The organism is Nocardiopsis sp. CNZ308, assembly GCF_004217075.1.
In genome coordinates, this window is sequence record NZ_SHKJ01000001.1 from 2,264,469 (window position 1) to 2,276,942 (window position 12,474).

General features: G+C 73.7%; 12 protein-coding genes. 5 read left to right on the forward strand and 7 right to left on the reverse strand.

Features of this window, described 5'->3' with window-relative positions; all coding sequences use genetic code 11:
- Positions 1-87: 87 nt before the first annotated feature.
- The 3 genes from EV372_RS09775 to EV372_RS09785 are packed head-to-tail and all read right to left on the reverse strand — an operon-like array spanning position 88 to position 2,615.
- Positions 88-879 carry an ABC transporter permease gene (locus EV372_RS09775; RefSeq protein ID WP_130395756.1) on the reverse strand — a complete coding sequence of 264 codons (792 nt, stop codon included), beginning with the start codon at positions 877-879 and terminating at the stop codon, positions 88-90.
- A gap of 9 nt (positions 880-888) precedes the next feature.
- Positions 889-1,668 carry an ABC transporter permease gene (locus EV372_RS09780; protein ID WP_130395757.1) on the reverse strand — a complete coding sequence of 260 codons (780 nt, stop codon included), beginning with the start codon at positions 1,666-1,668 and terminating at the stop codon, positions 889-891.
- Complete coding sequence (locus tag EV372_RS09785; protein ID WP_130395758.1) at positions 1,665-2,615, reverse strand: ABC transporter ATP-binding protein; 951 nt, start codon at positions 2,613-2,615, stop codon at positions 1,665-1,667. Before EV372_RS09785 ends, EV372_RS09780 begins: the two co-directional genes overlap by 4 nt.
- A 236-nt stretch (positions 2,616-2,851) precedes the next feature.
- Here EV372_RS09785 and EV372_RS09790 point away from each other — a divergent pair, with 236 nt between their 5' ends.
- A complete protein-coding gene (locus EV372_RS09790) occupies positions 2,852-3,415 on the forward strand; it encodes a DNA-3-methyladenine glycosylase I (RefSeq protein ID WP_130395759.1) in 564 nt (187 codons plus the stop codon).
- Between the two features lie 119 nt (positions 3,416-3,534).
- Here the strand turns inward: EV372_RS09790 and EV372_RS09795 are convergent, their stop codons facing one another.
- Positions 3,535-5,145 carry an ABC-F family ATP-binding cassette domain-containing protein gene (locus tag EV372_RS09795; RefSeq protein ID WP_130395760.1) on the reverse strand — a complete coding sequence of 537 codons (1,611 nt, stop codon included), beginning with the start codon at positions 5,143-5,145 and terminating at the stop codon, positions 3,535-3,537.
- Positions 5,146-5,299: 154 nt separating this feature from the next.
- Between EV372_RS09795 and EV372_RS09800 the strand changes: the two genes are divergently transcribed.
- The 3 genes from EV372_RS09800 to EV372_RS09810 all read left to right on the forward strand — a co-directional run bounded on the left by EV372_RS09800 (position 5,300) and on the right by EV372_RS09810 (position 8,046).
- Positions 5,300-5,917 (forward strand): TetR/AcrR family transcriptional regulator, encoded by a 618-nt coding sequence (locus tag EV372_RS09800; RefSeq protein ID WP_130395761.1) that lies wholly within the window; start codon positions 5,300-5,302, stop codon positions 5,915-5,917.
- Between the two features lie 297 nt (positions 5,918-6,214).
- On the forward strand, positions 6,215-7,039 hold the full coding sequence (locus EV372_RS09805) for an NAD(P)H-binding protein (RefSeq protein WP_130395762.1): 825 nt from the start codon (positions 6,215-6,217) through the stop codon (positions 7,037-7,039).
- 227 nt (positions 7,040-7,266) lie between these two features.
- Positions 7,267-8,046, forward strand: a complete 780-nt coding sequence (locus EV372_RS09810; RefSeq protein WP_130395763.1) for a TetR/AcrR family transcriptional regulator — start codon at positions 7,267-7,269, stop codon at positions 8,044-8,046.
- A 97-nt stretch (positions 8,047-8,143) separates the two neighbouring features.
- Here EV372_RS09810 and EV372_RS09815 read toward each other — a convergent pair whose 3' ends face one another.
- From EV372_RS09815 to EV372_RS09825, 3 genes are all read right to left on the reverse strand, one after another.
- Positions 8,144-8,836 carry a LuxR C-terminal-related transcriptional regulator gene (locus tag EV372_RS09815; RefSeq protein ID WP_486484146.1) on the reverse strand — a complete coding sequence of 231 codons (693 nt, stop codon included), beginning with the start codon at positions 8,834-8,836 and terminating at the stop codon, positions 8,144-8,146.
- A 371-nt stretch (positions 8,837-9,207) separates the two neighbouring features.
- Positions 9,208-10,416: a cytochrome P450 gene (locus EV372_RS09820; RefSeq protein ID WP_130395764.1), complete on the reverse strand. Its 1,209-nt coding sequence runs from the start codon at positions 10,414-10,416 to the stop codon at positions 9,208-9,210.
- A gap of 31 nt (positions 10,417-10,447) precedes the next feature.
- Positions 10,448-11,389, reverse strand: coding sequence for a DUF6895 family protein (locus EV372_RS09825; protein ID WP_130395765.1), 942 nt, complete (start codon positions 11,387-11,389; stop codon positions 10,448-10,450).
- 304 nt (positions 11,390-11,693) lie between these two features.
- Here EV372_RS09825 and EV372_RS09830 point away from each other — a divergent pair, with 304 nt between their 5' ends.
- Positions 11,694-12,419 (forward strand): class I SAM-dependent methyltransferase, encoded by a 726-nt coding sequence (locus EV372_RS09830; protein ID WP_130395766.1) that lies wholly within the window; start codon positions 11,694-11,696, stop codon positions 12,417-12,419.
- The last annotated feature ends 55 nt before the right edge of the window (positions 12,420-12,474 follow it).

Below are 12,474 nucleotides of genomic sequence, written 5' to 3' on the forward strand. Positions count from 1 at the left end.
GGGGCGGCTCACCCGCCCGGCAGGCGGGGCGGCGCGCCGGTGCCGGCAGGCGGTCGGGACACCGCGTCCGGGGTCGGAACGCCCGTGTCAGTCGAGGACGCTCCTTCCGGACCGGGCACGGGCGAACACCAGGCGGAAGGAGAAGAAGGCGGCCGTGAACCAGACCAGTGCCGCCAGCACCATCGCCCCCAGCGCCGCCAGGACCTGGAGGGCGGTGCCGCCGCCCTCCACCAGCCGGACCGCCTCCAGGCCGTGGGTGGCGGGCACCGCCTGGGCCACCCACCGGACCGGGGCGGGCCAGTACTCCAGCGGCACCATCGCCCCGCAGAACGCGGTGACGTAGAGGGTGGCGATGGTGCTGATGACGTTGCGCGCCTCGGAGAAGACCAGCGCGACCGACCCCAGGAGGAGGGTCATGCAGTAGCTGCTCAGCGCGGTCAGCGCCGCGACGCCCACCAGGACCGGCACCTGCCACGGTTCCCAGACCACCCCGAAGAAGGGCGGTACGGCCAGCAGGGCGATCGACGTGGTGACGGTCGCCGAGGCGGGCCACTGGAGGCTGCGGCCGAAGAAGAACAGGCCGGGCTCGACCGGGGAGGCCGCCAGCAGTCCCAGCGTTCCCTGGTGCTTGTCCCAGCAGGTCGAGGCGGTGGCCAGCATCGTCTCGGACACGCAGATGAGCACCGCGGCGCCGAGGACGACGTAGGCGGTGAACTCGGGGTCGCCGACCAGGACCCCGACCAGGCTGTAGAAGACCACCTGGGTCAGCAGTCGGACCAGCCATCCGAAGAGCCAGGTCCGCCAGGTGTAGACGAAGGACATGTCGGCGCGGGCCAGGACGGCGGCCCGGCGGACCGTGGTGGCGGCGTGCGTGATCACGGTTTCCCCTCAGATCCGGGACAGGGTTCCCTCGGCGCGGGCGCGCCGGAGGAATCGGGCGAGGGTGGCCGATCCGAAGGCCAGGGCCAGGGCGCCCAGGAGCACCACCGCGGCCAGCCGCGGCGCGACCGACTCCACCGGTCCGGGTTCGAGCGCGTCGCGCATCAGGTCCGCTCCCCAGGAGAGGTAGAGCACCCGGCTCAGGCCCTCCAGCCAGCCGGGGAAGAGCGCCACCGGGACCATCACGCCGCTGAGCAGGAACACCGGCATGGACAGGGTGTTCTGCACGATCCGGGCCCCGGGCGCGGCGATGAACAGCGCCGAGAGCGCCGTCGCCGTGGCCGCGGTGGACAGTGCGGTCGTCACGGCCGCGAGCACGAACACCACCGGGTGGTGGACCGTGACCCAGAAGCCGAAGAGCAGCCCGGCCACCCCGACGGACAGCGCGAAGGCGGGAACGGAGACCAGCATCGCGCCGCACAGGCGGCCGAAGACCAGCATCGGGACGGAGACCGGTGAGGCCACCAGGGGCTCCAGGCGGCCGTTGTCCCGGTCGTCGCTGATCATCTCCCCGGCGAACATCAGCGCCGCGGTCCACAGGGTCATCAGCGTGGGCGCGACCACCGTGTAGGAGGCCAGGTCCGCGCGGCCGGAGTACAGGACCATCGACAGGAAGACGGCGGTGAAGAAGGGCGCTCCGACCAGGGCGAAGTAGCTGTCCACGCTCCCGGCCATCCGCCGGGTCTGGAAGGAGAAGCCCAGGCCGAAGCCGAGCGCGAGGGACCTCACGTGTCCACCGCCATCCCCCGGTCCCCGACCAGGTGCAGGTAGACCTCCTCCAGGCTGGGGCGGCTGCGCGACACGTCGCCGATCCCGGCGTCCACCAGGGCGCGCAGCACGGCGAGCGTGGCGTCGGGGTGGTCGGTCTCCACGCGGATCCCGGCGCCGTCCGCCTCCCGGACCGACACCACGCCGGGCAGGGCCGCCAGCCGCTCCCGCAGGGGACCGGGCACGCCGCGGGCGTCCACCCGCTCGTAGGAGGAGACCAGGCGGCCGACGGTCTCGGGGCTCTCGGTGAGCACCAGGCCGCCCTGGTCGATGAGGGACACCCGGTCGCTGAGCGCCGCCGCCTCGGCCATGTCGTGGGTGGTCATGAGGATGGTGCGCCCGCCGCTGCGCAGTTCCGCGACCAGCGCCCGGAAGTCGCGGGCGGCCACCGGGTCCATGCCGACCGTGGGTTCGTCCAGGATGAGCACGCCGGGGTCGGAGACCAGGCCGCGCGCCAGGTGGAGGCGCTGCTTCATGCCCCGGGAGAAGGCGCCGACGCGCTCGTCCGCCCGGTCGGCCAGGCCCATCCGCTCCAGGAGTTCGTCCACCCGACCGCGCCGTCGGGCGCCCCGGAGGCCGTACACCCCGGCCCAGAAGGTGAGGTTCTGCCGGGCGGTGAGCCGGTCGTAGGCGCCCTTGTCGCCGCCGAACACGATGCCGAGGGAGTTCCTCACCCCCGCGGTGTCGGTGACCACGTCGTGGCCGAGCACCCGGACGGTGCCGGAGGTGGGCAGCAGCACGGTGGAGATGATCTTGCACAGCGTGGTCTTGCCCGCGCCGTTGGGGCCGAGCAGACCGTGCACCTCGCCCTCGGGGACCTCCAGGCTGACGCCGCGCAGCGCCTCCAGCTCCTCACCTCCCCCGCGCCGGTAGACACGTCTGAGGTTCGTGATCTCCAGAGCACCCACGTGCGCTGACCTCCGGGGGGTCGGGGGGAGGCGCGCGGAGCCGCGTACGGCGCCGACACCAGATATCTCTACGTCGAGATACCTTGTTCATCCTAGGTGACGGACCGGTCCTCGTGCGTGTCCGGTTCCGGCCACAGGGGACTTCGCGCCCCCGTGCCCCGACCGGAGGCCACGCCCGGACTGTCTCCGGCCTGCGGCACCATGGAGGCCACCGCCGCCGACCCCGAGGAGCCGCCATGTCCGACCAGCGCTGTGCCTGGGCACGGGGGTCCTCCGAGCTCATGCGGGCCTACCACGACCAGGAGTGGGGCAGGCCCTCCCGCGACGACGCGCACCTGTTCGAGATGCTCGTCCTGGAGGGCGCGCAGGCCGGGCTGTCCTGGTCCACCGTGCTCAACAAGCGGGAGAACTACCGGCGGGCCCTGGAGGGCTTCGACCGGGACCGGATCGCGGAGTACGGCCGGGAGGACACCGACCGGCTCCTCCAGGACGCCGGGATCATCCGCAACCGGCTCAAGGTGGCCTCGCTCCCCCGCAACGCCCGGGCCTTCGGGGACGTGCGCGAGGAGTACGGCACCTTCGCGGCCTACCTGTGGGGCTGGGTGGACGGAACGCCCGTGGTCAACCGCTTCACCGAACCCTCCGAGGTCCCGGTGAGCACCCCGCTGTCGGACCGGGTCAGCAAGGACCTGAGGAAGCGCGGCTTCACCTTCGTGGGCACCACCATCGTCTACTCCTACCTCCAGGCCGTGGGCGTGGTCGACGACCACCTGGTCGCCTGCCCGGCCAAGCCCGCCTGACCTCCGCCGCCGACCGCTCCGGCCGCGCCCCGGCGTCGGCTCGCTGACGGGACACCGGTGGCTCCGTGGGACACGGACGGCCCGGTGGCGGGGCGCCGGCGCCCCGCCACCGCCCCCCGTCAGTCGGCCCCGGACGCCTCCACCGGAGCGTGCCCGCGCTCGGTCCGCCACCAGCGGCCCACCCCGACCTCGCGCAGGAACGCGTGGTCGTGGCTGGCCACCAGCAGAGCGCCCCGGTAGTCCGCGAGGGCCTCGGCCAGCTGCCGCTGACTGTCCAGGTCGAGGCTGTTGGTGGGCTCGTCCAGCACCAGCAGCCGGGGCGGCTCGTCCGCGAGCAGCAGCCGGGCCAGCGCCACCCGGAACCGCTCGCCGCCGGAGAGGTCGCCCGCCCTCTGGTCCACCCGGTCCCCGCGGATGAGGAAGCGGGCCAGACCGGCCCGCACCCGGTGCGGCGTGGCGGAGGGCGCCGCCGCGCGCACGTTGTCGAGCACGCTCAGGCCGTCGTCCAGCACGTCCAGCCGCTGCGGCAGGTAGCCGATCCGGTCGGCGGCGTGCACCACCTCGGCCTGCGGGTGGCGGCCCCGGCCTACCACCGCCCGCAGCAGGGTGGTCTTTCCGGACCCGTTGGGCCCGACCAGCGCCACCCGTTCGGGCCCGCGCAGGTACAGCCGCCCGCCGCCCGGAGTGCCCAGCTCCAGGACGCCGTGCCCGGCCGGGACCTCGGTGCCGGGCAGGGTGACGCGGATGGCGTCGTCGTCGCGGACGGCGTCCTCCGCCCGGCCCAGCTCCTCCCTGGCCCCGACCAGTTTGGCCTCCTGCATGACGCGGTGCTTGCCCGCCGCCACCTGGGCGTCGCGCTTGCGCTGCTTCATGACCACGCGGGGCTCGCGCTTGGTGTCGTACATCTTCTTGCCGTAGCGCACTCGTCTGGCCAGCTTGACCTGGGCGTCGGCGAGCTGGCGCTTCTCGCGGCGCACGTCGGCCTCGGCCACGCGCACCATGCGTCGGGCCGCGTCCTGTTCGGCGGCGAGCTGCTCGGTGTAGGCGGAGTAGTTGCCGCCCCACACACGGATCCTCCCTTCCCGGAGTTCGGCGATCTGGTCGACGCGTTCCAGGAGTTCGCGGTCGTGGCTGACCACGACGAGCACCCCGTGCCAGGACGCGACCGCGTCGTGGAGCCGCTCCCGGGCGTGGCGGTCCAGGTTGTTGGTGGGCTCGTCCAGCAGGGTGACGGCGGGGCGGCGCAGCGCCAGCCCCGCGAGCGCGACCAGCACGGCCTCCCCTCCGGAGAGGGTGCCGACGGGGCGGTCCAGCGGGGCGTCCCCCGTCAGGGCGACGCCGAACCGTTCGAGCTGGGCCAGGGCGCGTTCCTCCACGTCCCAGTCCTCGCCGACGGCGGCGAAGTTCTCCTCGGTGGCCTCGCCCGCCTCGATGGCGTGCAGCGCGGCGCGGGCCCGGTCGACGCCCAGCAGTTCGGCGACGGTGCGGCCGGTGTCCAGGGTGAGCCCCTGGTCCAGGTAGCCGACGTCGCCGTCCACGGACACCGTGCCCGACGCCGGGGCCAGCCGCCCCGCGACGAGGCGGAGCAGGGTGGACTTGCCGCTGCCGTTGCGGCCGACCAGTCCGGTCCGCCCGGCGCCGAAGGCGGCGTCCAGGCCGGTCAGGACGGGCGTGCCGTCGGGCCAGGCGAAGGACAGTCCCGTGCAGACGACGGAGAAGGCGGAAGACATGCGGACCTCTCGATGGTGGTGGAGAACTGCCGGGGACCCTGGGTGCGGCGGAATCGGCCCATCGTGATCTCCTCCTTCGAGAGAACTTGATGCGACTGTTGTCGCAGTAAGGAGCATGACACGTGAAGGCGGCAAATGCAACTAGAGTTGCGTTATGACCTCTGACACGGAAACCCCGGGCGCCGCCAGACCCGGCGGCCGCACCGCGCGCAACACCGCCGCCGTACTCCAGGCCACCCTCGACGAGCTGGGCGAACACGGCTACGCCGGGCTCACCGCCGAACGCGTCGCCACCCGCTCGGGCGTGCACAAGGCCACCGTCTACCGCCGCTGGGGAGGGGTGGACGGCCTCCTGTCCGCGGCACTGGAGTGGTCCACCACCCGCGACTGGGAACCCGAGCGCACCGGCTCACTGCGCACCGACCTGCGGGCCCTCAACGCGACCGTGCTGCACGGCTTCACCGAGGCCCCCGAGGGCGCGATGTCCGCGGCCTCCGTCGCGGCCGCCTTCGCCTCCCCGCGCGTGGCCGGGGCACTGCGCGTGTTCATGGCCGACCGCCACGCGCGCGCCGCCGTCCTGGTGACCGAGGCCGTCGCCCGGGGCGAGGCCCCCGAGGGCACCGACGCCGAGGAGGTGGTGCGCTCGGCGGTCGCACCGGTCTACTACCGCCTCTTCGTCAGCCGCGAGCCCGTCACGTCCGCCGACCTGGACCTGGCCGCCCTGGTCACCGCCGAGGCCGCCGCCCGGGGCGCCTTCGTCCGCAGGTCCTGAACCCGGCGCCGCCCCAGCGCCCCGGACCGAACACGGGAGAACCCGCCGCCCGGGGCGCCTTCCTCCCGCCCCGGGTGCGGCGCCGCCCGGGGGCGCCTTCCGTACGCCCTGATCCCGACCCGGACCCGGAGCCGCCGAGGCGGGCTCGGCGTCCGGCCCGGACGGGGAAGAAAGCACAGCACCGCCCGCCAGCCCCGCACCCCCTCGGGCGCCGCGCCTCCTCTTGCACGCCTTTCCCGTACACCGTACTGTACGGTTTACGGAAACCAGGATCCCCCACTGGACGGATGGAGAGCCATGACCTTCCTCGTCGCCGGAGCCACCGGAAACGTCGGACGCCACGTCGTCGGGCAGCTGCTCGGCGCCGGACACCCCGTACGCGCGCTGACCCGCTCCCCCGGAAGGGCCCGCCTGCCCGAGGGCGCGCAGGTCGTCGGCGGCGACCTCACCGCCCCGGACACCCTCGCCCCGCACCTCGAAGGGGTCACGGGGCTGCACCTGATCACCTTCGGCGGGGACGACCACAGCCCCCTCACCTCGGCGCCGCGCCTGGTCGAACTCGCCGAGAAGGCGGGCGTGCGCCGGGTGTCGGTGCTGTGCGACTTCTACCCGGGGCCGGTGGAGGAAGCCCTGGCCGCGAGCGGTCTGGCCTGGACCCTGCTCCACCCGGTCGAGTTCATGGCCAACACCCTGGACTGGGCCGACTCCGTCCGCGCGGAGGGCGTGGTCCGCGAGGCGCGCACCGCGCCCAGCGCCCTGGTCCACGAGGCCGACATCGCCTCCGTCGCGGTCACCGCCCTCACCGAGGACGGCCACGGCGGCCGCACCTACCCCCTCACCGGCCCCGAGGCGCTGACCCCGGCGCAGCGGGTGGCCGCGCTCTCGCGCGGGATCGGCCGCGAGGTCGGGCTGGTCCGCCTCACCCTGGAGGAGGAGGCCGATCGGCTGCGCGCCCTGGGCCACGACGAGGAGTACGTGGCCTTCGGCCTCCAGCTGGTCACCGACCCGCCCGAGGTCGGCACCAGGGTCCAGGAGACCGTCGAGGAGGTGACGGGCAGGCCCGCGCGCACGTTCGCCGAGTGGGTCGGGGAGAACGCGGACGCCTTCCGCCCGGGGGCCTGACCGGGCGGGGTCCTTGACGGGTCCGGCGGCTGGGGCGGACGCCTTCCGCCCGCGGGCCCGGTCCCCGGCCCGCCACCGTCCGGCCGGGACGCTCCCGGCCGGACGCGCCCGACCTCCCGACGCTCACGCCTCCCGACGCCCCGGCCCCCGCGGCGCGCGCAGCGGGGCGTGCGCCCGTGGAACACGCCCTAGACTGGCCGGACACCGGACCGAGAGCAGGACGGCCGATGCCCACGCAGTACACCAAGAGCGGCGACCCCGCGCGCAGTCTCGCCCTGCTGTGGCGGACCCAGGAGCCTGTCAGCCGCCGCAACAAACCGGATCTGAGCGTGGACCGGATCGTGGCCGTGGCCTCGGAGATGGCCGACAGCGAAGGTCTCGCCGCGCTGTCCATGCGCAAGGTCGCCGAACGCCTGGGCGTGGGGACCATGTCCCTGTACACCTACGTCCCCGGCAAGGGCGAGCTGGTCGACCTCATGCTCGACGCCGCCTACGCCGACATGTACGCGGACGGCGAGCGCCCCGAGCACTGGCGCGAACGGCTGAGCGCGGTCGCGTACGCGAACTGGCGGCTGCTCCTGCGCCACCCCTGGATGCTCCAGACCCCGCGGGGCCGCCTCCTGGGTCCCCACCTCATCGCCAAGTACGAGTACGAGCTGTCCGCCGTGGACGGCCTGGGGCTGTCCGACGTCGAGATGGACTCCACGGTCAGCCTGGTCAACAGCTACGCGGAGGGCGCCGCCAGCCAGGCCGCGGCGGTCAGCGAGACCGAACGGGCCACGGGGATGACGGACGGCCAGTGGTGGAGCACCCACGGCCCGCTGCTCGCGGCGTTCACCCGGGACAGCGACTACCCGCTCGCCTCACGGGTGGGCAGCACGGTGGGCAGGGAGCACAGGACGGTCTACTCGTCCGACCACGAGTTCGCGTTCGGCCTCGAACGCGTCCTGGACGGCGTCCGGGTCCTGGTGGAGTCGCGCTCCGCCCGGGGCGCGGAGGGGTCCTGAGGACCGGAGCACCCGGGGTCAGGGGGTCGCGCGGCGGCCCTCCACCGGCACCGCGCGTCTGGAAGGCCGTTCTGCCCGCCTCCGGCGGCGGGCGCCGCTAGAGCACCGCGTCCCTGCCCCGGACCGGGACGAGCCCGCTCCGGAAGGCCCAGACCACCAGTTGGACGCGGTTGCGCAGTCCCCGCTTGGCCAGGACGCTGGACACGTGCGACTTGATGGTCGTCTCGGACAGGCCGAGGACCCCGGCGATCTCGGCGTTGCTGGCGCCGGTGGCGACCAGCGCGACCACGTCCTTCTCGCGGTCGGTGAACTGCTCCTTCCAGCACGAGTCCGGGTCGTCCGCCCCGACGCACACCGCCGCCTCGTAGCGGACGAACTCCTCCACGACCGTGCCGACCACGGCCGGGTCGAGCACGGTGTTCCCCTCCCGGAGTGAGCGCACGGCGTCGGTGATGACGGACATGTCGCTTCCGGTGAGGATGTAGCCGCAGGCGCCGGCCCGCAGGCAGCTGACGAGGTTGTCCCTGTCGTTGGGCACCGCCAGGGCGAGGACGCGAACGCGGGGGTCGTCCAGCTCCGAGAGCTCGTGGACCACCTCGTTCCCCCTCTCCCCCAGCGCCGCCATGTCGACGACGGCCACGTCGGGACGGAGCTGCCTCGCCCTGGCCACCGCCACTCGCAGGTCGCCGGTCGTTCCGACCACCTTGATGTCTTGCGTCGCTTCGAAGGCCGTACACAGTCCCAGCCTCACTACGTCCTGGTCACCGATAATCAGTACGCGGGTAATCAGTGGACCTGTCCCCTTTTCGTGCGAAACCTCCGGGGCGTGGGGGCGGGGGAACCCGGGGTTGTCCATTGGAAAGAAGCCAGCCGTCCTTAAATCCCCGATCCCCTACGGACAAACCCTTCGCCCGTGGCCGCATGTGGCCATCGGAGAATAAACCCGAAAAAACCGGTCACGGCCCGTGTTCGCCGATCACCGAGGTCCGAGCATTGCGCCGGGATCCTCATTTCCCCATCCCGCGGACAATCGCACCCGAGCAGGCCCGCCCTGCCCAGCGGCCTCAATCCGCAACCATTCCCTTTTCCATAAGATATCGCCGTGAGTATCGGACGGGGAATTCCCCTCTTTCTGGAATCCCGTCCCTAAAGCCCGGGCCCTCACCCGCCCCAGGCGACCGGAAGGGAGTGCACCCCGTAGACCGCGGAGCTGTCGCGCATACGAACGCTGTGCGGCGGGACGGCCAGGCGCAGGTCCGGTATCCGCCGGAACAGCGTGCCGTATCCCAGCCTCAGCTCCGTCCGGGCCAGCTGGTGGCCCAGGCAGTGGTGGGCGCCCAGGCCGAAGGCCAGGTGCATGGGGCGCTCCCGCCCCGGGTCGAGCACGTCGGGTCCGGGGAAGGCCCGCGGGTCGCGGTTGGCGGCGGACAGGGAGACCACGACCGCCTCTCCCGCCCGGACGCGCTCCCCGCGCACCTCCAGGTCCTCGCGGGCCACCCGCATCGCCCCGAACTGCATGATCGTCAGATAGCGCAGCAGCTCGTCCACCAGCCGCGTCATCGGCTTCGGGTCGGTGCCGGTGAGCGCCCCGCGCCACGGCCCGGGGTGGGTGAGCAGGGCGAACGCGCCCAGGGCGAGCATGCTCGCCGTCGTCTCGTGCCCGGCGACCAGCAGCAGGAAGGCCATCGCCGCGACCTCCTCGTCCGTCAGGTCCGGGGCGTCCAGCAACCCGCTGAGCAGATCCTCCCCCGGTTCGCGGCGCTTGCGGCGCACCAGGTCGGCCAGGAAGGCGTTGAGGTCGGCGAGCGCCGCCGAGACCCGCTCCCGGGGCTGGCCCACGTCGAAGGCGACCGCCGTGTCGCGCTGGAACCGCTCGCGCTCCCCGTAGGGCACGCCGAGCAGCTCGCAGATGACCAGTGACGGCACGGGCAGGGCGTAGTCGGTCACCAGGTCGGCGGGCGGGCCCGCCGAGAGCATGCGCTCCACGTGCTCCTCGGCGATCTCCCCGATGCGCGACTCCAGCAGGAGCATCCGCCGCCGGGTGAACTGCCCGGCCAGGCGCCTGCGGTAGCGGGTGTGCTCGGGCGCGTCCATCCGCACGAAGAAGCCGGGCGCCGCGGGAGGCGCCGGGGCCTGCCCCGGCGGCGGGACGCGGATGTCCTGCCGCGCGCTGAAGCGCTGGTCCACCAGGACGTCGCAGGCCAGTTCGTAGTCGGTCACGAGCCACCCCCGCGTCCCGTCGGGCAGGGCCAACCGGGTGATCGGCGACCTCTCGCGCAGTTCGGCGAAGCGGGGCGGCGGGTCCAGGGCGTGCTCGCGTGCGGTGGGCAGGCTCACGGGGCACGCCGACGGTGTCGGGGCGTCGGCCATGGACGTGCTCCTCTCGTCGCGGGGCCCGCGCTCACGGGCGCGCGGACGCTCCGGCGTGGGCGGCGGCCATCGCGGTGACCAGGGTCGTGTGGTAGCAGGTGCGGAAGACGTAGGCGGTGGCCCGCTCCCCCGTGCGCCCGGCCAGGACCCCGGCGTCGAAGGGCGGACCGGGCAGGGAGCCGTCGGGGCGCTGGGCCCGGGCCAGCCGGTCCCAGGCCCGCCGTTCCAGCGCGGGAGGCCCCCCTCGGACGATCCGCGCGCACAGGAGCAGTTCGGCGGCCAGGTCCAGGTGGTCCTCGTCCAGGTAGGCGCGCAGCAGGCCGTCGAGCACGCGCCCCATGCGCGCGGCGTCCCCCGGCAGCGGCCGGGCCCCGAAGTCGGTGGCGTACAGGACGGCGTGGGTGACCCCGTAGGCGTCGTACTCGCCGGTGCCGCCCGCGTGCTCGGCCACGCAGGCGTCGTAGAGCGGCGCGGTGCCGGGCAGGTCCGCGGGGGCGGCGAGCCCGGCCAGGTCGAGGATGTGGCGCAGTTCCAGTGCCAGGACCGGCGAGGCCCCCGAGCCGGGGGGCCGCGGGGGCCGCCGCTCGGCCAGGGCCCGCGCGTCGGCGAGGGGCCCGTCCATCGGACGGCCCAGGTCGGCGAGCAGCGCCGCCGTCCACAGCCGGTAGGGCGGGTTCTCACCCTCCCCGCCGGGGGCGGTCGCGGCGACCGCGTCCCGGGCCAGCTCCGCGGCGGCGCGCTCCAGCTCCGCGGCTCCGGGCGGGGCCGGGTCCGTCCGGCGCAGGAGGCGGCAGAGCATGAGCAGCTCCATGACGGTGGCCCCGGCGAAGTCGCGCGGCGGGAAGTGGTCGTCCCAGCGCGGCCCGAACCACTCCGCGTGGTCGGTGAGCCAGGCCAGGGCCGCGTCCAGGACGCCGGAGGCGGTGCTCGCGTCCGTCCGGGCCGTCGTGCCCGTCCCGCCGGTGGCGGCCATCGGTCCTCCCCGTCGCGTGCCGGGCGGGTCCCGGCGGTCCCCTCTTCCCTGCCGACGCTCCCGACCCTAGGTCGGCCCCGCTCACGGCGCTTCGGCCCGGAGGAGGAAATACGCGTCCCCCCTGCGGACCGGCCGGAGCCGTCCGGGCGACGGAACCTCCTACTTGGGGAGGAGAATGCGCGAGAATGTCCGGGAATCGCGCCGGGAAGGGCGTCGTGAAGCGGTGTGGGGCCCCGGGTCGCGGGTAGGTTGAAGCGCGCGTTCACGCAGAGCGACCATCGAGCGACACTGGAGTGGGGACGGTATGGGAGACATCGACCTGGCGCTGATCGGGGACCTGTACCGCAGGTACCGGGACCCCCTGGCGAAGGTCCGGGACGCGCAGCGCGAGTTCCTCCGCCGCACGCGCGGGCGGATGACGCCGCAGCTGGACGACCTGGAAGCGGAGATCACCTACCTTCTGCTGCGCGAGACGCGGCCGGACACGGTGATGGAGCTGGGGACCTTCCACGGCTGGTCCACCACGTGGATCCTGTCCGCGCTGCGCGACAACGGCGGGGGGACGCTGCACTCCTTCGACATCGTGGACAACGTGGTGGCGAACGTGCCCTCCGAGCTGTCCCTGGGGCGGTGGGAGTTCCACAAGGGCGACATCCGCGAGAACATGTCCCAGGTCCCCGAGGGGATCGGGTACCTGTTCGTGGACGCCGCGCACAACGGGCGGTTCGCCAGGTGGTACCTGGAGGCGCTGTTCCCGCGCGTGGCCCCGGGAACGCCGGTCAGCGTCCACGACGTCTTCCACGGCAAGCGGGCCCTGCCCTTCACCGAGGGCGCCGTGGTGCTGTCGTGGCTGCGCGAGAACGGCACGGACTTCTTCACCCCCTCCCGCAAGAAGGCCCCCGCGCCCCACACCGCCCTCCTGGAGCTGCGGGAGGACCTGGGGCTGGGCGAGCCCGTGCGCACCAGCACCGACAACCCGATGATCTACTTCCGGATGCCGGAGCACCGGGGCGCCCGAACCGGGAACTGAGGCTTCCGCGCCAGGACACGTGGCACCCGCGCCGGGCGGGGCCCCGGGCCGCGCC